At 72.0% G+C, this 24,497-nt stretch carries 22 protein-coding genes and 1 tRNA gene; 18 read left to right on the top strand and 5 right to left on the bottom strand.

Going from position 1 to position 24,497, the window contains the following annotated elements; genetic code table 11:
* Positions 1–2: 2 nt before the first annotated feature.
* Positions 3–2,666, bottom strand: coding sequence for a phosphoenolpyruvate carboxylase (locus tag CVS47_RS09760; RefSeq protein ID WP_127095903.1), 2,664 nt, complete (start codon positions 2,664–2,666; stop codon positions 3–5).
* 133 nt (positions 2,667–2,799) lie between these two features.
* Between CVS47_RS09760 and CVS47_RS09755 the strand changes: the two genes are divergently transcribed.
* The 3 genes from CVS47_RS09755 (at position 2,800) to hisS (ending at position 6,070) form a co-directional block, all read left to right on the top strand.
* Positions 2,800–3,996 (top strand): Na+/H+ antiporter NhaA, encoded by a 1,197-nt coding sequence (locus CVS47_RS09755; RefSeq protein WP_127095902.1) that lies wholly within the window; start codon positions 2,800–2,802, stop codon positions 3,994–3,996.
* Positions 3,997–4,097: 101 nt separating this feature from the next.
* Positions 4,098–4,715, top strand: coding sequence for a nucleoside triphosphate pyrophosphohydrolase (locus CVS47_RS09750; RefSeq protein WP_241240344.1), 618 nt, complete (start codon positions 4,098–4,100; stop codon positions 4,713–4,715).
* 98 nt (positions 4,716–4,813) lie between these two features.
* Positions 4,814–6,070, top strand: coding sequence for a histidine--tRNA ligase (hisS, locus tag CVS47_RS09745; RefSeq protein WP_241240343.1), 1,257 nt, complete (start codon positions 4,814–4,816; stop codon positions 6,068–6,070).
* Here hisS and CVS47_RS09740 read toward each other — a convergent pair.
* Positions 6,054–7,298, bottom strand: a complete 1,245-nt coding sequence (locus CVS47_RS09740; protein WP_127095900.1) for an APC family permease — start codon at positions 7,296–7,298, stop codon at positions 6,054–6,056. The genes hisS and CVS47_RS09740 overlap by 17 nt on opposite strands.
* A 177-nt stretch (positions 7,299–7,475) precedes the next feature.
* Between CVS47_RS09740 and CVS47_RS09735 the strand changes: the two genes are divergently transcribed.
* From CVS47_RS09735 to CVS47_RS09675, 13 genes are all read left to right on the top strand, one after another.
* Positions 7,476–8,303 (top strand): cytochrome c oxidase assembly protein, encoded by an 828-nt coding sequence (locus CVS47_RS09735; RefSeq protein WP_241240103.1) that lies wholly within the window; start codon positions 7,476–7,478, stop codon positions 8,301–8,303.
* 32 nt (positions 8,304–8,335) lie between these two features.
* Entirely contained in the window at positions 8,336–9,004 is a 669-nt protein-coding gene (locus CVS47_RS09730) for an O-methyltransferase (protein ID WP_127095899.1), read from the top strand.
* Positions 9,005–9,087: 83 nt separating this feature from the next.
* Positions 9,088–10,368, top strand: a complete 1,281-nt coding sequence (eno, locus tag CVS47_RS09725; RefSeq protein ID WP_127095898.1) for a phosphopyruvate hydratase — start codon at positions 9,088–9,090, stop codon at positions 10,366–10,368.
* A 30-nt stretch (positions 10,369–10,398) separates the two neighbouring features.
* Positions 10,399–10,929, top strand: a complete 531-nt coding sequence (locus CVS47_RS09720; protein WP_241240102.1) for an FtsB family cell division protein — start codon at positions 10,399–10,401, stop codon at positions 10,927–10,929.
* Between the two features lie 54 nt (positions 10,930–10,983).
* Entirely contained in the window at positions 10,984–11,499 is a 516-nt protein-coding gene (locus CVS47_RS09715; protein WP_206502589.1) for a DUF501 domain-containing protein, read from the top strand.
* Positions 11,496–12,815 (top strand): S8 family serine peptidase, encoded by a 1,320-nt coding sequence (locus CVS47_RS09710; RefSeq protein ID WP_127095896.1) that lies wholly within the window; start codon positions 11,496–11,498, stop codon positions 12,813–12,815. Before CVS47_RS09715 ends, CVS47_RS09710 begins: the two co-directional genes overlap by 4 nt.
* Positions 12,816–12,860: 45 nt before the next feature.
* A complete protein-coding gene (locus tag CVS47_RS09705) occupies positions 12,861–14,264 on the top strand; it encodes an NAD(P)/FAD-dependent oxidoreductase (protein WP_127097296.1) in 1,404 nt (467 codons plus the stop codon).
* A 79-nt stretch (positions 14,265–14,343) separates the two neighbouring features.
* Positions 14,344–14,420: transfer RNA gene (locus CVS47_RS09700), tRNA-Leu, on the top strand.
* 37 nt (positions 14,421–14,457) lie between these two features.
* Entirely contained in the window at positions 14,458–15,705 is a 1,248-nt protein-coding gene (locus CVS47_RS09695; protein ID WP_127095895.1) for an alanine racemase, read from the top strand.
* Complete coding sequence (locus CVS47_RS09690; RefSeq protein ID WP_127095894.1) at positions 15,702–17,015, top strand: D-arabinono-1,4-lactone oxidase; 1,314 nt, start codon at positions 15,702–15,704, stop codon at positions 17,013–17,015. Before CVS47_RS09695 ends, CVS47_RS09690 begins: the two co-directional genes overlap by 4 nt.
* Before the next feature lie 81 nt (positions 17,016–17,096).
* A complete protein-coding gene (locus CVS47_RS09685; RefSeq protein ID WP_127095893.1) occupies positions 17,097–17,666 on the top strand; it encodes a LemA family protein in 570 nt (189 codons plus the stop codon).
* A gap of 8 nt (positions 17,667–17,674) precedes the next feature.
* The gene (locus CVS47_RS09680; protein WP_127095892.1) at positions 17,675–18,562 is read left to right on the top strand and encodes a M48 family metalloprotease; all 888 of its coding nucleotides are present in this window, start codon (positions 17,675–17,677) and stop codon (positions 18,560–18,562) included.
* A 32-nt stretch (positions 18,563–18,594) separates the two neighbouring features.
* Positions 18,595–19,716, top strand: coding sequence for a DNA glycosylase AlkZ-like family protein (locus CVS47_RS09675; protein ID WP_127095891.1), 1,122 nt, complete (start codon positions 18,595–18,597; stop codon positions 19,714–19,716).
* 55 nt (positions 19,717–19,771) lie between these two features.
* Here CVS47_RS09675 and CVS47_RS09670 read toward each other — a convergent pair whose 3' ends face one another.
* A complete protein-coding gene (locus CVS47_RS09670) occupies positions 19,772–21,001 on the bottom strand; it encodes a winged helix-turn-helix domain-containing protein (protein WP_127095890.1) in 1,230 nt (409 codons plus the stop codon).
* A gap of 67 nt (positions 21,002–21,068) precedes the next feature.
* On the opposite strand from CVS47_RS09670, the gene CVS47_RS09665 reads away from it, so the two are divergent.
* Together CVS47_RS09665 and ilvA are read left to right on the top strand one after the other, a co-directional pair.
* On the top strand, positions 21,069–22,265 hold the full coding sequence (locus CVS47_RS09665) for an AI-2E family transporter (RefSeq protein WP_127095889.1): 1,197 nt from the start codon (positions 21,069–21,071) through the stop codon (positions 22,263–22,265).
* A complete protein-coding gene (ilvA, locus tag CVS47_RS09660; protein WP_127095888.1) occupies positions 22,262–23,488 on the top strand; it encodes a threonine ammonia-lyase in 1,227 nt (408 codons plus the stop codon). The genes CVS47_RS09665 and ilvA overlap by 4 nt, the downstream gene beginning before the upstream one ends.
* Positions 23,489–23,497: 9 nt before the next feature.
* On the opposite strand, the gene greA is transcribed toward ilvA, so the two are convergent.
* The gene (gene greA, locus CVS47_RS09655; protein WP_127095887.1) at positions 23,498–23,986 is read right to left on the bottom strand and encodes a transcription elongation factor GreA; all 489 of its coding nucleotides are present in this window, start codon (positions 23,984–23,986) and stop codon (positions 23,498–23,500) included.
* Positions 23,987–24,082: 96 nt separating this feature from the next.
* Positions 24,083–24,472, bottom strand: a complete 390-nt coding sequence (locus CVS47_RS09650; protein ID WP_127095886.1) for a DUF4307 domain-containing protein — start codon at positions 24,470–24,472, stop codon at positions 24,083–24,085.
* Positions 24,473–24,497: the final 25 nt, after the last annotated feature.

Raw genomic sequence — 24,497 nt, 5'->3', positions numbered from 1 at the left:
CGTCACCCGGTGTTCTGGAGCCCGGCCGCCACGCCGCTGACCGACAGCAGCAGCAGACGCTGCTGCTCCGGGTCGGGCGTCTCGGCCGCGCGCAGCGCACGGAGCGCGCGGAGCTGGATGAGCGACAGGGCGTCGACGTAGGGGCTGCGCATCTTCACGGCGCGCTGCAGCACGGGCTTCCCGTCGAGCAGCTGCTCACCGCCGGTGACGCGGATGACCCACGAGCGGGTCAGCTCGAGTTCGTCCAGCACCAGCTGCGCGAGGTCGTCGCGGTCGCCGAGGTCGAGGTACTGCCGGGCGATGCGGGCATCCGTCTTCGCCAGGCTCATGCCGACGTTGTCCACGAGCGTCCGCAGCAGCGGCCACTCGCGGTAGGCCGCGCGCAGACGGTCCTCGTCGCCGACCGCCTCCAGCGCCGTACCCAGGCCGAACCACCCGGCGAGGTTGATGCGCGCCTGCGTCCACGCGAAGACCCACGGGATCGCGCGGAGATCCTCCAGCGACTCGACCGACAGACCGCGCCGCGCCGGCCGCGACCCGAGCGCGAGAAGTCCGATCTCCTCCATGGGAGTGACACGGGCGAACCACGACGCGAAGCCGTCGGCCTTCACGAGGGCGAAGAAGCGCTCGCGGGATGCCGCGTCCATCGCCTCGGCGACGTCCGCGTAGCGCGCGGCGGCCTCGCTGTTGCGCTGCTCGTTCGAGGGCGCGGAGGCCATGAGGGTGGCGGCGGCGACCTGGTCGATGTGCCGGATCGCGATGGCGGGGTCGCCGTAGCGGGCGAAGATGACCTCACCCTGCTCGGTGAGCTTGAACCGCCCGTCGACGGAGTGCGGCGGCTGGGCGAGGATCGCGGAATTCGCAGGCCCCCCGCCACGGCCGAGCGCGCCGCCGCGGCCGTGGAAGAGCGTCAGCTCGATGCCCTCACGGTCGGCCCAGGCGGCGATCTCCGCCTGCGCCTCGTAGAGGGCGAGGTTCGCGGCGACCGGGCCGACGTCCTTGCTGGAGTCGGAGTAGCCGAGCATCACCTCGAGACGGCGGCCCGTGGCATCCAGTCGCGTGCGGAACTCCTCGTGCTCGACGATCTCAGCGAGGATGCCGGGGGCCGCACGGAGGTCGGCGAAGGTCTCGAACAGCGGCACGACGTCGAGGACGGGGACGGTGCCGGCCGGTCCGACCGCCGCGCGGGCGAGGCGGTGCACCGTGGCGAGGTCGTCGGCGGACTGCGTGAACGACACGACGTAGCGCCCCGCGGCCCGCGGGCCGTAGCGCTCCTGGAGGAACGCGATGACGCGGAAGAGCTCCAGCACCTCCTCGGCCTGGTCGCTCAGGGCGCCGCCGGCCTCGACCTCCGCCAGCACCGCGCGGTGCACGGCCGAGTGCTGACGCACCTCGAGCTCGGCGAGGTGGAAGCCGAACGACTCGACCTGCCAGATCAGCTGCTGCAGGTGCCCGTACGCCTGACGGGGCGCCCCGGCGGCGGCGAGGGAGTCCTGCACGACGCGCAGGTCGGACAGGAGGTGCTCGGGGTCGCGGTAGGCGAGGTCGGCGTTGCGCGTGCGCGTCGCGGCGATCTTGCGCGCGAGCAGCAGCACGATCCGCCGGTGCGGCTCGTCGGGGGAGCGGGTCGCGATCTCCTTGGCCGCGTCCTCGTCCGCGTCTTTCAGGCGCTGCCACAGTGCGACGAGGGCGTCGCTCGGCGGCGTGGTCGCCGCATCCAGCGTCAGACCGCGTCCGATGCGCAGGGCGGCGCGCTCCAGGCCGAGGAGCACGTGCTCGCTGGCGATGCCGGCCGCCTTGCGCGTGACGGAGGCGGTGACGAAGGGGTTGCCGTCGCGGTCGCCGCCGACCCAGGAGCCGAGGCGCACGAACGGGCGCACCACGGGTGGGCGGCCACCGGAGGCGGCGCCCTGCAGCGCGTCGTCGACGCGGCGGTACACGTGCGGCACCGCGGTGAAGAGCGTGTCGTCGAAGACGGCCATGACCGCGCGCACCTCGTCGGTGGGCGAGGGCTTCTCGGAGCGCAGCGGCGCCGTGCGCCAGAGGGTGTCGATCTCCTCGAGCATGCGGCGCTGCGTGCGGCGCGCCTGGGCCCCGCTGCGGACGGCGCCGTCGTGCTCCTCGAGAAGCGTGGCGAGCCGGCGGATGCTGGTGGAGATCGCCCGCCGACGGGCCTCGGTGGGGTGCGCGGTGAAGACGGGGTGGAACCGGAGGCTCTGCAGCCGCTGCAGCGCGGTCTCCTCGCCGACCTCTCCGGACAGGTGGGTGAAGGCCGCGGCGACGGAGTCGGCGGCGTCCTGTCGCTCCGGACGGGCGTCGCGCTCGCGGAGGATGCGCACGCGCTGGTGCTCCTCGACGAGGTTCACCAGGTGGAAGTAGCAGGTGAACGCACGGGCGACCTCGTCGGCGCGCTCCACCGTGAACGAGTCCGCGATCCCCGCGGCCTTGGCGAACGCCTCCGGCGTCTCATCGGTGTACGCCTGGATCGTGGCGGTGCGCAGGCGCTCGACGTCCTCGAAGAGCCCCTCGGAGCCGCTCTCGCGCAGCACACGGCCGAGCAGCGACCCCAGCATCCGCACGTCTCCCCGCATCTCCTCGGGGATCTCCTGGCCCGCCTCGAACCGTCCGACGATGTCGATCGCCTGCGTCTGCGTGAGCTCCTGCATGGCACCAGGGTAGGGCCGCCGGTGGGGTGCCCCCGACCGCGGTGGCCGGTCGCGGGCGCACGTTACGATGGATGACGGAGTGCCGGGAAGTCTGGTCGGCGTCACGTCGACCGACCCCACCGAAAGGATGCGGATGTCTCTGCTCCGTTCCGCCCGCTTCCCCGCCGTCGTGCTGCTCATCGCGGCCGTGCTCGCCCTGGCTCTCGCGAATTCGCCCTGGGGCGATGCCGTCGTGGCCGTGAAGGACACCTACGTCGGCGTGCCCGGCGTGTTCGAGATGTCACTCGGGCACTGGGTGCAGGACGGACTGCTCGCGATCTTCTTCTTCGTCGTCGCCGTGGAGCTGCAGTTCGAGCTGACGAAGGGCGAGCTGAACTCCGCCCGCAAGGCGCTGCAGCCCGCCATCGCGGCGGCCGGCGGCGTTCTCGTCCCCATCGCGGTCTTCCTGCTGATCGCCGGCGGATCCGACGCCTCGTCCGGCTGGCCGATCCCGACCGCCACCGACATCGCCTTCGCCCTCGGTGTTCTGGCCGTCTTCGGCAAGGGTCTGCCGAGCGGCATCCGCATCTTCCTGCTGGCCCTCGCGATCCTCGACGACATCGTGGGCATCGTCTTCATCGCCGTCCTCTTCACCGAGGGCGTGAACGTCCTGCTGCTCGCCGTCGCCGCCGTATCGGTGGTGGTCTTCGCCCTGCTGAGCAGGCAGCTCGGCGGTCCGCGGGCGCCGGTGATCGTCGCCGTGCTGATCGTGCTCGCCGTCGCGACGTGGGTGCTGGTCTACCTGTCGGGGGTCCACGCCACCATCGCCGGCGTCGCGCTCGGACTCGCGATGGTTCAGCGACCCGCGCTGCGCGCGCGGCACGTCCTCGAGCCGTGGGTGAACGCGATCATCCTGCCGCTCTTCGCCTTCTCCGCGGCACTCGTGGTGATCCCCCGGGTGTCGCCCGGTGAACTGTCGCCCGCGTTCTGGGGCGTGCTGGTCGCGCTGCCCGTGGGCAAGGTCGTGGGAATCACGGCAGCGGGATGGATCTCCCAGCGGATCGGCGGGACGGGTGACGCGCCTCGCCTGACCGTCGCCGATCTGCTGACCGCGGGCGCGCTCGGCGGCATCGGGTTCACCGTGTCGCTCCTGCTCTCGGAGCTGGCCTTCACCGGCGACGCCCTCGTGCGCGACGAGGCGACGCTCGGCGTGCTCGCCGGGTCCGCCCTGTCCCTCGTCCTCGCGGCCGTGCTGGTATCGCTGCGCGCACGGCACTACCGCCGGCTGGGCGCCGCCCCCGCTGAGAACGACCCCCACCACCTGACTCCCGACGAGAGCCGCATCACGTGACCATGGACGACGCCGCGTCTCCGACCGCATCCGGTCTCCCGTCCGCGCCGGCGGAGGTCGGCGCCACCGGCGCGGATGCCCTCCGCGAGGCCGCCGAGACGATGCGCGCGGTGCGGGACCGCTGCGTGTGGACGCAGCAGATCGGCCACCACGACCTGGTGCCGTACCTCGTGGAGGAGAGCGCGGAGCTCATCGACGCCGTGGAGGAGGGAACGCGCGCCGATCTCCGCGAGGAGCTCGGCGACCTCCTGTGGCAGGTGCTGTTCCACGCCGAGATCGCCGCGCGCGACCCCGACGATCCGTTCGACATCGACGACGTCGCGCGCGGCCTGACCGAGAAGATGGTGCGCCGGCATCCGCACGTGTTCGCCGGCGCCGTCGCGAACACGCCCGAGGAGGTGCTCGTGCACTGGAACGCGGCCAAAGCCGCGGAGAAGCACACGCGCACGAGCGTGCTGGACGGGGTGAGCGAGCGGATGCCGTCGCTCGCGCTCGCGCAGAAGGTGCTCGGCAAGGCGGCACAGGTGGGGGTGTCGGCCCCGTCGCTCCGGGAGGAGTCGGAAGACGCACCCGGCACGGAGGCCGACCTCGGCGCGGCTCTGCTGGATCTCGTGGCCGTCGCCCGCGCACGCGGCTGGGACGCCGAACGCGCTCTGCGCGTGCAGCTCCGCGGCCTGGAGGCCGAGGTCCGCGCGGCGGAGCGCCCGCCGGCCCACTGACCCGGCAGATTCCCGCCTCTCCTAGAGCCGGCGTGATCACCGTGGGGCGGCGTGCCTGGAAGAATGGGGCAGTGGCATCCGTGAACCCGCCGCGCGGCATGCGCGACTTCCTCCCCGCCGACAAGGCGCGCCGCGAGCGCGTGCTCTCCGTGATCCGCGAGCGCTACCGCGCGCACGGGTTCGACGAGATCGAGACCCCCGTCATGGAGGACTACGACCGTCTCCACGCCGGCATCGGCGGCGACAACGAGAAGCTCGCCTACAACGTCCTGAAGCGCGGGCTCGATGCCGACGCGATCGCCGCGGCCGCCGCCGACCCGGCCGCGCTCGCCGACCTCGGCCTGCGCTACGACCTCACCGTGCCCCTCGCGCGCTTCTACGCCAGCCACCGGACCGAGCTCCCCGGCGTCTTCCGCGCGATCCAGGCCGCGCCTGTGTGGCGTGCCGAGCGCCCCCAGAAGGGCCGCTACCGCCAGTTCGTGCAGTGCGACATCGACGTCATCGGCGATGCGACCACCCGCGCCGAGGCCGAGCTCATCACGGCCACCCTCGACGCCGTCGACGCGCTCGGGCTCGAGGGGGCGACCGTGCGCATCAACGACCGGCGCGTGCTCGACGCGATGCTCGACGTGTTCGGGTTCGTCGCGGACGAGCGGCCGGGCGTGCTCATCACCATCGACAAGCTCGACAAGATCGGCCCGACGGGGGTCGTCGCCGAGCTCCGCGACCGCGGCGCCACCTCGTCGGCGGTCGACGCGTTCGAGGCGTTCCTGACCCGCCCCCGCACGATGGAGTACCACCCCTACGGCGAGCGCCAGATCCGGGCCGCACTGCCCGAGGGGGCACCCGACGCCGTCATCGCCGACCTCGTCGCGATCGGCTCCGCGGTCGCCGCCGCACGCGGCGCGGGGGAGCCGCCCCTCGTGTTCGACCCGTTCCTCGTGCGCGGCATGGGCTACTACACCGGCACGATCTTCGAGCTCGCGCACCCGAGCGTCGACTACTCCCTCGGCGGCGGCGGCCGCTACGACGGCATGATCGGGCGGTTCCTCGGCTCGGACGTGCCCGCCGTCGGCTTCTCCATCGGCTTCGAGCGTCTGGTCGACCTGCTCGAGGATCCGGAGACGGATGCCGCGGCATCCGTCGTCATCGTGCATGACGCCGACGTGCCCCTCGCCGACCTTCTCGCACTCAAAGCCCAGCTGGTGGCGGACGGCGGCCGGGTGCGGCTCGAGCGGCGCCCCAAGAACCTCAAGGCGCTGCTGGAGCGATCGGCGGCCGACGGGTTCACCTCGTTCGCGACCGCGGCGGCCGGTGCGACGCGGGAGACCCTGCAGGTCAAGCCGCTCGCGTGATGCGGAGCCGCACCGCCCGGAGGAGCAGTCCGATCGCCACGACCGCGAGCCCGGCGACGACGCTCTGCCAGGGGAGGGTGGCGGCGAGCACCGCGCAGCCGGCCGCGCCGAGCACCTGCAGCGCCCGCGGATAGCGACGGGCCGCGGCGCCCTGCCGTGCGGCGGCGACGTTGGCGACCAGGTAGTACAGCAGCACGCCGAACGAGGAGAATCCGATGGCGCCGCGCAGGTCGGCGAACGCCACCAGGGCGACGACCGCGATGCCGACCGCCACCTCTGCACGGTGCGGCACGTGCCGGCGCGGGTGCACAGCCGCCAGCGCGCGGGGGAGGTCGCCCTCCCGCGCCATGGCGAAGGTCGTGCGCCCGATGCCCGCGATGAGCGCGAGAAGCGCGCCGAGGGATGCCGCGGCCGCTCCGATCCGGACGATCGGCGTCGTCCACGCCGCTCCGGCCGACGCCGCGGCAGCCAGCGGGTCGGATGATGCCGCGACCCCCGCGGGCCCGAGCGCCGAGAGCACCGCCACCCCGACGACGGCGTAGACGACGACGGCGCCGGCGAAGGCCAGGGTGATGGCGCGGGGGATCGTGCGGGCCGGGTCGCGCACCTCCTCGCCCAGCGTGGCGATGCGCGCGTATCCGGCGAAGGCGAAGAACAGCAGCCCGGCCGACTGCAAGATGCCGTACGAGCCCCCGTCGACCGCGTCGACGGGGGCCACAGGGCCACGAGGAGCGGATGCCGCGGCCACCACGGCCACGGTCAGGCACAGCAGCACCAGCACGACGACGATGCGTGTGAGCAGGGCCGTGCGCGTGATGCCGAAGAGGTTCGTCGCCGTCAGGGCGATGACCGCCGCGATCCCCACGGGCCGCTCCCACCCCGCCGGGGCGGCGTAGGCCGCGAAGGTCAGCGCCATCGCCGCGCAACTCGCCGTCTTGCCGATCACGAAGCCCCAGCCGGCCGTGAAGCCCCACCAGGGGCCGAGCTCCGCCCGGCCGTACGCGTAGGTGCCGCCCGAGGTCGGGTGGGCGGCGGCGAGCTGCGCGGACGAGGTGGCGTTCGCGAACGCCACGACGGCGGCGATCGCGAGTCCCCACAGCAGTCCGGTGCCCGCGGCATCCGCTGCCGGTGACCACACCGCGAAGACGCCGGCGCCGATCATCGATCCCAGACCGAGGAAGACCGCATCGCCGAGGCCGAGGCTCCGCTGCAGACCGGGGGAGGACACGGCGACACCTTACTCATCGCCGGTGACCGGCAGGGGGTCGTCCCCGGTGACCGGCAGGGGCGGTCACGACGGGCCGCGCATCCAGGGCTCGCTCATAGACCCGCGACCTACAGTGCGCTCACGCCTCCGCTCGCAGACCTCCTCCTCACCTGGCGCGCCGATCCCCTCGCGATCGGCGTGATCCTCGTCGCGGTCGCGGCATACCTGTGGGGCGTGGCGCGCGTGCGTCGTCGCGGAGGCTCGTGGCCGCTCCGGCGCACCCTGGGCTTCCTGATCCTGGGCGTCGGCTCCTACGCCGTCATCGAGCTGGGCTTCCTCGGCACCGAGTCCGCCGACCTCCGCTTCGCCTTCACCACCCGCATCGCGCTCCTGATCTTCGCGGTGCCGGCCGGCGTGGCGGCCGGCGCGCCGCTCGACCTCATCGTCCGCGCCGGTGGTCCCGCCGCCGAGGCGCGCGTCGCAGCCCTGCTGCGCTCACGCCCCGTGCGGCTGTTCGGAAACGCCATCTTCGCGACGATCTTCATCGCGGCGGTGTTCTGCCTCTTCCTCACGCCCCTCGCCGGAGTGATGCGCACGACGCCGTGGACCGACGCCGGCCTGGGCGTCATCACGCCGCTGGTGGGCCTGGCGATGGTGCTTCCGATGGGGGCGCTGGGCGCCGTGCACACGGGCATGTTCATCACCATCGAATTCCTCCTCGCGTTCGTGGAGCTCGTCATCGACTCCATCCCGGGCATCCTGCTCCGCCTGAACGACACCGTCATCGACGCCGGCGCGAGCGTCGCGGGGACGGCGGGCTGGTGGCCGACCCCGCTGCACGACCAGCACCTCGCCGGAGACCTGCTCTGGTTCATCGCGGAGGCGGTGGACGTGCCGATCCTCGTGATCCTCCTGGTGCGGTGGATGCGCGCCGACCGCACGGAGGCGAAGTCCTACGACGACCTCAGCGACGAGCAGTACGAGGAGCTCACCCGCGCGCACCTGCGCGGCGACCGCGCCGCTTGACACGGCCCCGGCGCGACGGATTGGCTGTGGCCATGGCCGAACCGACCCGTGACGGCTGGCAGCGCGTCGACGCGTACCTGTCCGACCTCCTCGTGGGCCACGACGACGCGCTCGAGTCCGCGATCGCGGATCAGGATGCCGCGGGTCTGCCGTCCATCGAGGTGGCGCCGCTCCACGGCAAGCTGCTCCACCTCCTCGCACGCATCGCCGGTGCGCGCCGTGTGCTGGAGGTCGGCACGCTCGGCGGCTACTCGACGATCTGGCTGGCCCGCGGCATCCCGGCCGACGGCGTCGTCGTCTCGATCGAGGCGGAGGCCCGCAATGCCGACGTCGCGCGGGCGAGCCTCACGCGCGCCGGGGTGGCGCACAAGGTGACGGTCCTCGAGGGCCGGGCGGCCGACGTGCTGCCGACGCTCGCCGACGAGGACGCGTTCGACCTGGTGTTCATCGACGCCGACAAGGAGTCGAACACGATCTACCTCGACTGGGCGGCGCGGCTGGGTCATCCGGGCACCGTGGTCGTGCTCGACAACATCGGCCGCTCGGGCGGCGTCGCCGACCCGGTGAGCGACGACGCCCAGGTGATCGGCACGCAGCGCGCCCTGGAGATGCTCGCGCGGGATCCCCGCTTCGACGCGACGGCGCTGCAGACGCTCGATCGCAAGGGATGGGACGGCATCGCGGTCGCGCTGGTCCTCTGACCGCGGCATCCCTCATCACTAGACTCGGATGCGGACCGACGACGCTCCATCCGCAACACCTCCCACCAGCAAGGAGCACTCCTGTGGCACTCATCGAGGCAGTAGGCGCGCGCGAGATTCTCGACTCTCGCGGAAACCCGACCGTGGAAGTGGAGGTGCTCCTGGACGACGGAATCGTGCAGCGGGCGGCCGTCCCCTCCGGCGCGTCCACCGGGGCGTTCGAGGCGTACGAGCTGCGCGACGGCGACAAGAGCCGCTACGGCGGCAAGGGCGTCCTGAAGGCGGTCGCCGCCGTCATCGACGAGCTCGGACCGGCCATCGAGGGCCTCGAGGCCAGCGAGCAGCGCATCATCGACGAGGTGCTGATCGAGACCGACGGCACCGAGAACAAGTCGCGCGCGGGCGCCAACGCCATCCTCGGCGTCAGCCTGGCCGTGGCCAAGGCCGCCGCCGACAGCGCCGACCTGCCGCTGTTCCGCTACCTCGGCGGACCCAACGCCCATGTCCTGCCCGTCCCCCTGTTCAACGTCATCAACGGCGGGTCGCATGCCGACAACGGCATCGACTTCCAGGAGTACTTCCTCGCGCCGATCGGGGCGGAGACGTACAGCGAGTCGCTGCGCTGGGGCACCGAGATCTACCACGTCCTCAAGGGCGAGCTGAAGTCGGCCGGCTTCAACACCGCGCTCGGCGACGAGGGCGGATTCGCCCCTGACCTGCCCAGCAACCGCGAGGGCCTGGACTTCCTCATGAAGGCGATCGAGAAGGCGGGCTTCACGCCCGGCACCGAGATCGCGGTCGGCCTGGATGTCGCGGCCACCGAGTTCTTCGCCGACGGCGTCTACACCGTCGAGGGCCAGTCGTGGTCAGCCGAGAAGCTGACCGATTACTTCGCCGACCTCGTCGCCAACTACCCGATCGTCACCATCGAGGACGCCCTCGCCGAGGACGACTGGGACGCGTGGAAGGCGCTGACCGACGCGCTCGGCGCGAAGGTGCAGCTCGTCGGCGACGACCTGTTCGTCACCAACCCGGAGCGCCTCCAGCGCGGCATCGACCTCGGCGTGGCCAACGCGCTGCTGGTCAAGGTCAACCAGATCGGCACGCTGTCCGAGACGCTCGACGCGATCTCGCTCGCGACGCAGAACGGCTACCGCTCTATGCTCTCGCACCGCTCGGGCGAGACCGAGGACACCACGATCGCCGATCTCGCGGTCGCCGTGAACGCGGGTCAGATCAAGACCGGCGCGCCCGCAAGAAGCGAGCGCGTCGCGAAATACAATCAGCTTCTGCGCATCGAGGAGGACCTAGGCGACGCCGCGATCTTCGCGGGGCGCGCCGCCTTCCCGCGCTTCAAGAGCTGACGCCCGCAGGGCATGACGAGAGGGGGAGCCGTGGCTGATCGGACGGCTCCCCCTTCCCGTCCCCGCAGGAGGACGACGGATGCCGCGGCCGGCGGTGTCGACGTGCGCGGGTGGCTCGGCAACCTCCGCCTCTCCGGCTTCATGGTGATCATGATGGGCCTCGTGGTGCTCGCCGCCTTCGTGCTGGTGCCCACGATCGGCACCTACGTCTCGCAGCGCCAGCAGATCGCCGCGCTGCAGGACGCCGTATCCGTGACGGCCGACGAGGTCTCCGCGCTCGAGGCGCAGCAGGAGCAGTGGAAGGACTCGGCGTACATCACCGCGCAGGCGCGTGAGCGGCTGTACTACACGCGCCCGGGTGAGGTGCTCTATCTCGTCATCGACGACCTGCCCGCTTCGCTGGCTCCGCAGGACAAGCCCGAGGTCAGCGACACCGTCGAGCAGACCCGCTCCGACTGGATGGCGCAGCTCGTGCGTTCGGTCACCGAGAGCGGGCTGGCGCAGACCGCCGTGCCCGTGCAGATCGGCGTCCCTGATCCGGCGCCGGCCCCCACCGGCTGACGTCGAGTGCCTCGCCGCGGGAGGCCCGCGCGGCCTCGCCGGTACTCTGGAGGGGTGAGCACCCCACCCTTCCCGCCCGTCACCGACGCCGACCTGGCGGTCATGCGTCAGCAGCTGGGTCGGCCGATGCGCGGCGTCGTGGGGATCGCCGCGCGGTGCGTCTGCGGCAACCCGACCGTGGTCGCGACCGCGCCGCGGCTGCCCGACGGCACCCCGTTCCCGACCTTCTACTACCTCACCCACCCCGCGGCCACGGCCGCGCTCTCGGTCCTCGAAGCCGACCATGTCATGCCCGACCTCGCCGCCGAGCTGGAGGACGAGGAGACCGCCGCCGCCTACCGTGCCGCGCACGAGGCATACCTGGCCGACCGGGCCGGCTACGGCGACGTGGAGGAGATCGCGGGCATCTCGGCCGGGGGCATGCCCACCCGCGTCAAGTGCCTCCACGCGCTCGCCGGGCACGCACTCGCCGCAGGGCCCGGCGTCAACCCGATCGGCGACCGCGCGCTCGCGCTGTCGACGTGGTCGCCGTCGCGCTGCGTGTGCGCGGAGCCGGGGGCGGCGGGATGACGCGCCGCGCGGCCGCCGCGGTCGCCATGACCGTGCTGGCCGCGCTGCTCACCGGCGCGGCCGCTGTGCCGGCGGGTGCGGCCGCGGTCCCGGCATCCGTGTCCGCCGCCGTCGCGCCCTCGCCGACGGCCGATCCGGTGCGCTCCGCCGAGTACTGGCTCGACGGCACCGGCATCACCGAGGCGTGGAAGACCTCCCGCGGAGCCGGCACGCGCATCGCGATCATCGACACCGGCATCGCGCGCGGTCCGGTCGAATTCACCGGCGCCGTCGCCGCGGGCACCGACGTGTCGGGCACCGGCACCGACGACGGACGCACGCCGGTGGGCGCGGTGGACGCCAACCACGGCAGCTGGGTGGCGTCACTCGCCGCCGCGCGCGGCACGGGACCGAGCACCGGCATGATCGGCGTCGCCCCCGAAGCCGAGCTCCTCTCGATCTCCGTCGGCTTCGGCGCCTCCGCCGAGGTGCCCTTCGTCGAGCAGATCGCCACGGCCATGCGCTGGGCCGTCGACAACGACGCCGACGTCATCAACCTGTCCCTCACCACCAACATGCCCGACTGGGACCCCAGCTGGGACAGCGCGTTCCTCTACGCCTACGAGCACGACGTGGTGGTGGTCGTGGCCGCCGGCAATCGGGGGAGCGGCACCACCCGTGTGGGCGCACCCGCGACGATCCCGGGCGTCCTGACCGTCGCCGGCGTCGACCGCTCCGGACGGGCGAGCGTCGAGGCGTCCACCCAGGGCATCACGCTCGGCGTGTCCGCGCCCAGCGAGGACCTCCTGGGCGTCTCGGCCGACGGTCGCCTCGTGCAGTGGAGCGGCACGAGCGGTGCCGCGCCGATCGTGGCCGGCATCATCGCGCTGGTGCGGGCCGCCCACCCCGAGCTCGACGCGAACAACGTCATCAACCGCATCATCCGCACCACCCGTCCTGCTGCGGGGGACGACCCCCTCCTGTACGGCTACGGGATCGTGGATGCCGCGGCCGCCGTCGCCGCGACCTCCGCCACCGTGCCGAACGTCTCCGAGAACCCGATGGGGAGCCTGTCGGAGTGGATCCGGCTCTACCGGAGGGCCGACGCGGACCCCGCACCGGGCCCGACATCGGCGCCGGTCGTCATCCCGGCGCTGCCGCCCGCCGACGCTGCAGCGCGGCCCGTGTCGCCGCTGCTGCCGAGCTCGGACACGCTCCTGTATGGAACCCTCCCGCTCCTGGCTCTGACCCTCAGCGCTATACTGGTGGCGCTCGGCGTCACCGCAGCTGTCCGACGCATCCGATCGGCGCGCCCGTCCCGCGCTTCGAGCAGTTGATCCGCTAGGAGACCCCCCATCGTGACCAGCACCGTCACCACCGCTGTGCCCAAGATCCTCATCGTGGGTGGTGGGTACGCCGGCTTCTACACCGCCTGGAAGCTCGAGAAGGAGCTGCGCAAGGGCGAGGCCGAGGTCACGATCGTCGACCCGCTGCCCTACATGACGTACCAGCCGTTCCTCCCCGAGGTCGCCGCGAGCTCCATCGAGCCGCGTCACGCGGTCGTCGCCCTGCGTCGCCACCTCAAGCGCACCACGGTCGTGGCCGCAAAGGTCACCGGCATCAACCACGCCCAGAAGGTGGCCACGATCACGCCGATCGAGGGCGAGCCCTGGGAGCAGGAGTACGACCAGATCGTCGTGACGGCCGGCGCCGTCTCGCGCACCTTCCCGATCCCGGGCATCGCCGACAACGCGATCGGACTGAAGACGATCGAGGAGGCCGTCGCGATCCGCGACCGCCTGATGTCGAACTTCGACCGCGCATCGGTCATCCCCGCAGGTCCCGAGCGCGACCGTCTTCTGACGGTCGTGGTGGTCGGCGGCGGCTTCGCGGGCATCGAGATCTTCGCGGAGCTCCGCTCCTTCGCCTCGGCGCTCCTGAAGAACTACCCGCAGCTGTCCTTCGACGACACGCACTTCCACCTCATCGAGGCGATGAGCCGGATCATGCCCGAGGTGTCGCTGAAGACGAGCGAGTGGGTGCTGAAGGACCTCGCCAAGCGTGGTGCCAACGTGCACCTCGACACCCAGCTCACCAGCGCCGTCGACGGCAACGTCGAGCTCTCCACCGGCGAGGTCATCCCGACCGACCTCATCATCTGGACCGCCGGCGTCATGGCCAACCCCACGGTCGTCCGCGGCGGCGACCTGCCCGTCGAGGAGCGCGGTCGCATCCAGACCCGCGCCGACCTGCGCGTCGGAACCGAGGAGGCCTTCGTCGAGGGCGCCTGGGCCGCCGGTGACGTCGCGGCCGTGCCCGACCTGTCGGGCGGCGGTGTCGGCGGATTCTGCGTGCCCAACGCGCAGCACGCGGTGCGCCAGGCCAAGCTTCTCGCGAAGAACCTCACCGCGGTGCTCCGCGGCGAGCTGCCGAAGCAGTACTTCCACAAGAACCTCGGCGCCGTCGCCGGCCTCGGTCTGTACAACGGCGTCTTCCAGTCCGGCAAGATCGCGCTCAAGGGCCTCATCGCCTGGTTCGCCCACCGCGGCTACCACACGCTGGCGATGCCCTCGTGGGAGCGCAAGTGGCGCATCCTGTGGGGCTTCTGGAACAACTTCTGGCTGGGCCGCGACCTGGTCAACCTCGAGACCGTGCAGAAGCCGCGCGAGGTGTTCGAGCAGTTCGCCGCCCGCCCCCGTCCGCCGCAGCCCGTCGAGGCGGCGCCCTCTGACAAGGCGGCTCCCGAGAAGGTCGGTGCGGGCGCGAAGACGTCCGCCGCTTCCTGAGGCTCCCGGCGGCCCGCCGACGTTCCGACGTCGGCGGGCCGCCGTCCTCTGGGTAGCCTGGTCGCGTGCCGCGCGCGGCGCCCCCGTAGCCCAACGGCAGAGGCAGGCGACTTAAAATCGCTCCAGGTCTGGGTTCGAATCCCAGCGGGGGCACCACCGGCGCCCGTCGGGCGCGCGTCCTAGGCTGAGCCCCATGCGCGGACGGACGGGGCGATCACGACGCGACCCACCGACGGCGCCGGAATCCGAGCCCCGGCGTGATCCGGCGCAGAACTGGGCGGCGCTGACCCGCGCGATCGGTCACCTGTCCGGCCCGGTGGCCGTCATCGACGTGTCAGCCCTGCGCCGCAACGCGCTCGACATGGTCGCGCGCGCCGCGGGCGTGCCGATCCGCGTGGCGAGCAAGTCGGTCCGCGTCCGCCGGGTGCTCGAGGACACCCTCGCCCTGCCGGGCTACGCCGGGGTGCTCGCCTTCACACTGCCGGAGGCTCTGTGGCTCGCGGAGGACCACCGCGACGTCGTGCTGGGCTATCCCACCGCCGACCGCGCCGCGATCGCCCGTCTCGCCGCCGACGACGAGGCGGCCGCGCGCGTGACGCTCATGATCGACGACGTCGCCCAGCTCGACCTGGTCGACGCCGTCGCCCCCGCCGGGCGGAGGCCCGTGCTGCGGGTCGCCATCGACGCCGACGCGTCGTGGCGCACACGCGGGCTCGGCCACATCGGCGTGCGCCGGTCTCCCGTGCACGACGCGGGGGAGGTGACCGCACTCGCGCGTGCCGTGTCGGCGCGCCCCGGCTTCCGGCTCGTCGGACTCATGATGTACGAGGCGCAGATCGCGGGGCAGCCGGATGCCGCCGGCCCCGGCGATCCGGTCATCCGCTGGATGCAGCGGCGATCGGCCGGAGAGCTCGCCGACCGACGCGCCGCCATCGTGGCTGCCCTCCGGCGCATCGCCCCGCTCGAGTTCGTCAACGGCGGAGGCACCGGGTCGCTGGAGCGCACGTCCTCCGAACCGGCGGTGACCGAGCTGACCGCGGGCAGCGGACTGCTCGCCGGCCATCTCTTCGACGGCTACCGTTCGTTCCAGCCGGCGCCCGCGGCCGCGTTCGCGCTCGAGGTGGTGCGCAAGCCCGCCCCCGACATCGTCACCGTGCTCGGCGGAGGCTGGGTCGCCTCCGGCCCGCCGGCGCCGTCTCGTCAGCCGCTGCCCGTCTGGCCGCCGCGGCTGAGGATGCTCGGGCGGGAGGGTGCGGGCGAGGTGCAGACGCCGCTGCAGGGCGATGCCGCCCGCCGTCTCGGGGTCGGCGACCGCGTCTGGTTCCGCCACGCGAAGAGCGGTGAGCTCGCCGAGCGCGTCGACCGCTACCGCCTCGTCGAGGGCGACCGCGTCGTCGGCGATGCCCCGACGTACCGCGGCGAAGGGAAGGCGTTCCTGTGACCCGGCCCGGAGCACCGTGGCAGAACTGGGGACGCACGGAGACGATCCGCCCGCAGCGCGTCGAGCGCCCGGCATCCGCCGAGGCCGTTCAGCGCGCGGTGCAGGCTGCCCGCCGCCGCGGGATGCGGGTCAAGGCCGTCGGAGCGGGCCACAGCTTCTCGGGCATCGCGGTCGCACCGGGTGTGCTCCTCGACCTGTCCGACCTCTCCGGTCTGATCGAGGTGGACGTGCCCCGCGGGCGCGTCCGCCTGCACGCGGGCACGCGGCTCCATCTCATCCCGGCGCTGCTGGAACCCTACGGTCTCGCCATGGAGAACCTCGGCGACATCGACCGGCAGTCGATCGCGGGCGCGATCTCCACGGGCACGCACGGCACGGGCGCGCGCTTCGCCGGCCTCTCCGCCCGGGTGGTCGGCGCGACGCTGGTCACGGCGGAGGGAGAACTGCTGACCGTCGACGAGACCAGACACCCCGAGATGCTCCCCGCCGTCGCGGTCGGGCTCGGAGCGCTAGGGATCCTCGTCGACGTCACCCTCCAGTGCGTGCCGGCCTTCCTCCTCGCGGCGGTGGAGCATCCCGAGCCGCTGCCGGACGTGCTCGGCACCCTCGGGGAGCGGGCCGCGGCATCCGATCATTTCGAGTTCTACTGGTTTCCCCACACCGACGTGGCGCTGACGAAGACGCAGACCCGTCTGCCCGGCGACGCCGTGCGCCGGCCGCTTCCGCCGGTCGGACGCTGGCTCGACGAGAGTCTGCTGTCCAACGGCGTCTACCGGGTCGCATGCGCGACGGGAAGGATCGTGCCGGCGATCATCCCGCCGTTCTCGCGGTTGGCCGTGCGCCTGACCGGAGATCGCGAGTACACCGACCGCTCCGACCGGGTGCTGACGCAGTCGCGCACCGTGCGCTTCCGCGAGCTGGAGTACGCCCTGCCCGCCGAGCACGTGCGGCCCGCATTCGAGGAGCTCCGCGACCTCATCCGGCAGCGGGGGTGGCGCATCTCGTTCCCCGTCGAGGTGCGCTTCGCCGCGGCCGACGACCTGTGGCTCTCTACCGCGCACGGCCGCGCCACGGGCTACATCGCCGTGCACCGGTATTGGCGCGAGGATCCCGAGGCGTACTTCGCCGCCGCGGAGGAGATCCTGCTGGCGCACGAAGGTCGTCCGCACTGGGGAAAGATGCACACGCAGGATGCTGCAGCCCTCCGAGACCGCTACCCGCGGTTCGACGACTTCGTCGCGCTCCGCGACCGATGGGACCCGGAGCGGGTTTTCACGAACCGGTATACCGGCCGCATACTCGGTGAATAACCCCTGGGAGTCGCCTCCCGGTCGCAGGCTCGTAAGCGCCCGCTCGGTACGATGTACACAACCTCGAACGGAGTCCACGCTATGTGGGAATGGCTGATCCCTGTCCTGATCGTCGTCGCGCTGGTCGTGATCGGCGGCATCTACCTTTGGGCGACCTACAACTCGCTCGTGCAGCTGAATGTGCGGGTGGATGAGGCGTGGAGCGACATCACGGTGCAGCTGAAGCGCCGCGCCGACCTGCTGCCGAACCTCATCGAGGCGGTGAAGGGGTATGCCGCCCACGAGAAGGCGGTCTTCGAGAACGTCACCCGTGCGAGGGCCGAGACACTGACCGCGGGCAGTCCCGCCGACGCCGGTGTCGCCGAGGGTCACATGCAGCAGGCGCTGAAGTCGCTGTTCGCGGTGGCCGAGGCCTACCCGCAGCTGCAGGCGAGCCAGAATTTCCTTCAGCTGCAGCAGTCCATCGTCGACACCGAGGACAAGATCCAGGCCTCGCGCCGGTTCTACAACGGCGGCGTGCGCGAGCTGAACACCAAGATCAAGGTGTTCCCGAACAACCTGTTCGCCCGCAACCTCGGGTTCTCGGAGCGCGAGTTCTTCGAGGTGGTCGACGGCGCCGCGATCTCGGAGCCTCCCCGGGTGCAGTTCTGATCTGACCCGTGTACAGCGCGATCGCGCGCAACAAGCGCAACACCTGGTTCATCCTCATCGCGTTCGTGCTGCTGCTGGGCGCCGTCGGGCTGCTCGCGGGGTGGCCGGCCGGCAACAACTGGTGGATCACCGCCGGTATCCTCCTCTTCGCCGCGGGCTACGCCACGGTGCAGTACTTCCTCGCCGATCGCGAGGCGCTGGCCCTGTCGGGAGCCGTCGAGGTCACGAAGGCCGATGCCCCGCGCTACTGGCGCCTGGTGGAGAACCTCTGCATCACGACCGGCACGCCGATGCCGAAGCTGTACGTCGTGGAAGATGGCGCACCCAACGCCCTCGCCACCGGACGCAAGCCCGAAGAGGCCGCCATCACCGTGACGACGGGTCTGTTCGAGCTGATGACCGACCGCGAGCTCGAGGGCGTGCTCGGACACGAGCTCGGCCACATCCGCAACTACGACATCCGCGTCTCGCTGATCGTCTTCGGACTCGTCGTGGCCGTGGGGATCCTGGCCGACGTCATGCTGCGCGTCGCGTTCTTCGGCGGGCGATCGCGGGGCGGCAACAACCAGGCGCAGGTCGTGTTCCTGCTGTTCGGTCTCGTCGCCGCCGTCGTGGCGCCGCTTCTCGCGGGGGCGGTGCAGGCCGCCATCTCGCGCCAGCGCGAATACCTCGCCGACGCCACCAGCGCGATGACCACCCGCGATCCCGACGGACTTTCCTCCGCACTGGCCAAGCTCGACGAGTACGGGCGGCCGCTGCAGAGAGCGAGCACGTCGATGGCGCACCTGTGGATCTCGGACCCCCTGAAGCCGCATGCGTTCTCGCGGATGTTCTCGACGCACCCCCCGATCGCCGATCGGATCGCGCGTCTGACGCAGATCGGCGGCTCGTTCTGAGCGGTGTCCGGCATCGGGGGTAGCCTCGCCGCATGGCGATGACGCTCTCGGCGCGGGACGCGCGCCGCCTGGCCATCCAGGCGCAGCTGCTGTCGGCCGAGCGCCCCGCGGCGATCGTGGAGACCGTGTACGGGCTGACGGCGGTCAACATCGAGCCCACCGCCGCGATCGCGCCGAGCGCCGACCTCATCCTCTGGTCGCGGCTGGGCGCACCTTTTCAGCCCGCCGACCTCGTGCGGGCCGTGGAAGACGAGCGCGACCTCTTCGAATGGGGCGGCTTCTACCGGCTGATGTCGGATCTGCCCCTCATCCGGCCCGACATGGCCCGTCGTCCGCTCCACGAGTACGGCCGGCAGTGGCTGGCCGCGAACGAGGGATTCCGCGCAGACGTGCTGGCGCGGCTGCGCGCGGAGGGGCCGCTGCACGCGGCCGAGATCCCCGACACCGCGCAGGTGTCCTGGGCCTCCAGCGGGTGGACGAACAACCGCAACGCCGCGCAGATGCTCGAGCTGCTGCTGTCCGACGGCACGGTCGCGGTGTCCCGGCGCGATCGCAAGGGGCGGCTGTTCGACCTCGCCGAACGGGTCTACCCCGGGGACCTTCCCGAGCTGTCCGCCGAGGATGCCGCACGCGAGCGCACCGAGCGCCGGCTGGGCTCGCTCGGCATCGCACGCAGCACGGGCGTCGCGCAGCCCTACGAGGCGCTGGACGTCGGCGCCGTCGGAGAGCCGGCGACCGTCGACGGCGTCGACGGCGAGTGGCGCGTCGATGCGGAGGCGCTGGAGGCCGTCGATCGCTTCGCCGGGCGGACGGCGCTGCTGTCGCCGTTCGATCGGCTCATCTTCGATCGGGAGCGCCTGCAGGACCTCTTCGGCTTCGAGTACATCCTGGAGATGTACAAGCCCGCGGCCACACGGCGCTGGGGCTACTTCGCGCTGCCGATCCTGCACGGCGACCGCTTCGTCGGCAAGCTCGACGCGAAGGCCGACCGCAAGGCCGGGATGCTGCGCGTGTTCGCCGTCCATCAGGACGAGCCGTTCACCCGTCCTGTGGCGGCCGCCGTGCGCGCCGAGATCGAGGCTCTCGCCGAGTGGCTCGGGCTCGAGGTCACCGGGCTCGAGGGGACCGGACTGGCCGACGCCGGTCGGCCGTAGCGGCCCGCTGCGGCCGGAACGGTCGAAGCGCCGGCACCGATCAGCGCCAGGCGGCTCAGTGCCGCGCGGCACGGGGCAGGGCGGCGGCGAGATCATCGGTCGCGTCACCCCACCGCGACACCGAGATGTGCGCGAGCCCACGCCAGCGCGCGGCCTCCTCGAGCTCCGCGGCGAGCCGGGGAGCGGCATCCGCGGGTCGCCCGTGCTCCCACCACGCCGACTGCACGAGCAGGGTGGACGCCGCGCGATCGGCCTTGAGGTCGACCCGGCCGACGACGTCGTCGCCGATCAGGACCGGCAGCGAGTAGTAGCCGTGGCGGCGCAGCGGCGCCGGGGTGTAGATCTCGATGCGGTAGCTGAAGCCGAACAGGCGCTCGGCGCGATCGCGGAACCACACCATCGGATCGAAGGGCGTCAGCAGCGCGGCGACGTCGACCGAACGGGGGATCGCGGCGTCGCGGTGCAGCCAGGCCTTCGCCGGCCGGCCCGCGCTGGTCCAGCCGTCGACGGTGACGGGGAGGAGATCACCGGAGTCTTCGAGATCGCGGATCGAGGCGACGACGCGGGCGCGGTCCTTGATGCGGAAGTAGTCGGCCAGATCGGATGCGGTGGCCACGCCATAGGCCCGCGCGGCGCGCCGGATCAGCTCGCGGATCGCGTCGTCGCGGGGGACGGGCGCGGTCAGGACGCTCGCGGGCAGGACGTCCTCGGCGAGGCCGTACCGACGCTCGAAGCCACGACGACCGTCGATGGCCACCTCGCCGATGCGCCACAGGTGCTCGAGAGCCGTCTTCGCGGCATCCCAGTCCCACCACGGCCCTCGGGCGGCCGCAGGCGCCACCCGCTCCAGCTGTGCGGGACGCAGCGGACCCCGGCCGGCGAGCTCCGCCTTCACGCGCTCCACCACCGCACCGTGCTGCGCCATCCAGCTGTCGGGCGGGTCGGAGTGCTTCGCACGGTGGTCGTCGCGCCGGAACTGCAGCAAGCCCCAGTCGGAGGTCGGGATGAAGGCGGCCACGTGCGCCCACGACTCGGCGTACGGGGGGCGGCGGGAGAACAGCAGGCGGTCCAGGAGCGCAGGGTCGTACGCACCGAGCCGGGAGAACAGCGGCATGTAGTGCGAGCGGGCGAAGACGTTGACCGAATCGATCTGGAGCACGCCCATCCGCGCGAGGGCGGTGTTCAGCCGGCGCGTGCCGACCGTCACGGGGCGGGCGCGGTCGAAGCCCTGCGCGGCGAGAGCCACCCGCCGGGCCTCCGCCGCTCCCAACCGCCGACCCCTCATGCGGGGAAGCCTAGCGACGGGCGGCGACACGGTCTTCGCGCGGAGGAGGCGGTTCTAGACTGGCGGGATGAGTGGATCGGACGACAAGCCCCGGGGCTCGATCTTCGATGCGATCCGCAACCCCCACCGCACGGTCTCCTCCGAGCTGTCCTCCCACGTGCCGTACGGCCTGCGGGTGGCCACCGCCTACTCGTGGCGGCTGCTGGTCGTCGCGGCCGGGATCGCCCTCCTCATCTGGCTGGTCATCCAGCTCAAGCTCCTCGTCATCCCGCTCCTGGTCGCGATCCTCGTCACGGCGCTGCTGTGGCCGGCGTTCACATGGATGCTGCGGCACCGCGTTCCTCGGTGGCTCGCCATCGTCGTCTCGCTGCTCGGCACGATCGGCATCGTCGGGGGACTCCTCTGGCTGGCCGGGTGGCAGATCTCCCGTGAGCTGTCCTCCGTGCAGCAGCGCACCGTCGAGGCGACGCGGCAGCTGCGGCAGTACCTGATCGACGGTCCGCTGCACCTCACCACGGGGCAGATCGACGACTACCTCTCGCAGGCCATGACGTTCCTGCAGCAGCAGGCGGAGACGCTGTGGACGGGCGCCCTCGCGATCGGCTCGACCGTCGGTCACGTCGCCGCCGGCGGGCTCCTCGCCGTCTTCATCCTGCTGTGCGTGCTGGCCGACGGCGCCGGCATCTGGCGCTGGACCGTCCGCCTCTTCCCCCGCGCCGCGCGCGCGGCGGTCGACGGCGCCGGTCGCAACGGGTGGGTCACCGTCGTCAATTACGCGCGCACCCAGCTGCTCGTCGCGACCATCGACGCGATCGGCATCGGCCTCGGCGCCTTCCTCCTGGGCGTGCCGCTGGCGATCCCGATCGGCGTGCTGGTGTTCCTCGGTGCCTTCATCCCGATCGTCGGCGCCGTGCTCACGGGTGCTGTCGCCGTGTTCCTCGCGCTGGTCTACAACGGACCCCTGATCGCCCTCTGGATGCTGATCGTCGTGCTCGGCGTGCAGCAGCTCGAGGGGCATGTGCTGCAGCCCCTGCTGATGGGCTCGGCCGTGAAGGTGCACCCGCTGGCCGTCGTGCTCGTCGTCGCCGGCGGCGCCATGATCGGCGGCATCCCGGGGGCGCTCTTCGCCGTGCCGCTCGCGGCCTTCGTCAACGTCGTCGCCGTCTATCTGGGCTCCCGCGCCTGGGCGACGGGGGAGAAGCCACCACCGGGCGACCTCATCTGGAGCACCGTCCCCCGCACCCGTCGGAGGAGATCCGCGTGAACATCCCCACCCTGGCGGAATTCGAGGATGCCGCGGCGGTGCTGAACGGCGTGATCTCGCACACGCCGCTCGAGGAGTCCCAGCACCTGTCCGAGGTGCTCGGAGTGCCCGCCTACCTCAAGCTGGAGAACCTGCAGCGCACGGGTTCGTTCAAGATCCGCGGCGCGACCTACCGCCTGTCGCGCCTCACCGAGGAGGAGCGCGCGCGTGGCGTGGTGGCGGCCTCCGCGGGCAACCACGCGCAGGGCGTGGCGCACGCCGCGCAGAAGCTCGGCATCGCCGCGACGATCTTCATGCCTCTGGGTGTCCCCGTGCCCAAGCTCCTGGCGACCCGCGGCTACGGCGCCGAGGTGGTGCTGGAGGGCGCGACGGTCGAGACCCCGCTGCGACTGGCGGCCGAGTTCGCCGAGCGCACCGGCGCCGTGCTCATCCACCCCTTCGACCACCGCGACATCATCATCGGGCAGGGCACGCTCGGGCTAGAGCTGGTGCAGGATCTGCCCGAGATCGAGACCGTCGTCCTCAGCATCGGCGGGGGAGGACTGGCCGCGGGTGTGGCCGCGGCGGTGCGCGCGCGCACGGAGGCGGTGGGCCGGAAGGTCCGCATCATCGGCGTGCAGGCCACGAACTCCGCGGCGTACCCCGGCTCGCTCGCGGCAGGCTCGCCGCTCGAGGTGGTCACGCGGCCCACGATCGCCGACGGCATCGCGGTGGCCCGTCCCGGCGACATCCCGTTCGAGATGATCCGTCAGCTCGTCGACGAGGTCGTCACGGTGGACGAGGACGACATCGCCCGCGCCCTCCTGGTGCTGCTCGAGCGCGCCAAGCAGGTCGTCGAGCCCGCCGGAGCGGTCGGCGTCGCCGCGATGCTCGCGGGCAAGGTCGAGGCGAGCGGACCGACGATCTCCGTCCTGTCCGGCGGCAACATCGACCCGCTGCTGCTGCAGCGCGTCGTGGCGCACGGGCTCGCGGCATCCGGTCGCTACATGACGCTGCGCGTGCCGCTGCCCGATCGTCCCGGCCAGCTGGCGCGCGTGGCGGAGCTGGTGGCGCAGGCGGGCGCCAATGTGAACGAGGTGCTGCACACGCGGCACGGTCAGGGCATGCAGATCAGCGACGTGGTCCTGCAGCTGAGCGTCGAGACGCGCGGTGAGGAGCATCGCCAGCACGTCATCCGCACGCTCGTCGAGGCGGGGTTCGAGCCGACGCTCGTGCGCGACTGAGCGGCGCGCTCAGCCCGTGTAGGTGTCGACCTTGAGGATCTCGACCGGAATCTCGCGGCCGTTCGGCGCGGTGTAGGTCGTGGATTCGCCGATCTTGAGCCCCAGGATGGCCGCGCCGAGGGGCGAGGCCTCGCTGTAGACGTCGAGGTCGGAGCCGGTGGCGATCTCGCGGTTGCCGAGGAGGAAGACCTCTTCGCCGCCCGCCACCACGGCGGTGATGACCGTGCCGGACTCGACGATGCCGCGACTCGGCGGCGCCTCGCTGACCGTCGCGTCCTTCAGCAGCTGCTGGAGGGTGCGGATGCGCGCCTCCTGCTTGCCCTGCTCGTCCTTCGCGGCGTGGTAGCCGCCGTTCTCCTTGAGGTCGCCCTCTTCGCGAGCGGACTCGATGCGCTTGGCGATCTCCTCGCGGCCCGTGGTCGACAGGTGCTCGAGCTCGGCGGCGAGGCGGTCGTACGCCTCCTGCGTGAGGAAGGTGGCGGGGGCGTCGCTGGACACGTCAACTCCTGGGTTTCGGCCGGTGACCGGCTGGCGGGAACATACGCAAACGCCCCGGCATCGGCCAGGGCGTCATGTTCATCGAGTCCGGAAAGCCTATGTCACCCAGCAGGAGTTGACCAAACCCGTGGTAGCCGGCGCAACGGTCGGAATCGTCTCCCGGAAGGCCCGCGTGTGCTGGTCGGCCGCCGGGATCTCGACCACCCGGAACCCCACCACGCCGTGCTCCTCGTCCTGCGCCTCGAGGGCGCAGGCGACGGAGCGTCCGGCCGGGATCGAGATCTGGAACGACACGGTCACGCCGCTGTCGTCGATCGTGTACGCCGTGCCCTCGGCCTGCACGTCGTCGAGGGTGCTCGCGACGGTGATCCATGCGAAGCCCCCGATGATCACGGCCGCGACGGCGATGACGATCGCCCGCGTCCACGTCTGACGCGGCGTGCGGACGCGGCCGTACCGCTCGTCGAGCGTGTCTGAAGTGGTCATGGCGTGTCCGGGGCATCGAGGCGGT

Source organism: Microbacterium lemovicicum (assembly GCF_003991875.1).
Taxonomy (GTDB): Bacteria; Actinomycetota; Actinomycetes; order Actinomycetales; family Microbacteriaceae; genus Microbacterium; species Microbacterium lemovicicum.
The sequence above is the reverse complement of the archived record's forward strand: the minus strand, read 5'-3'. Positions and strand labels throughout refer to the sequence as shown.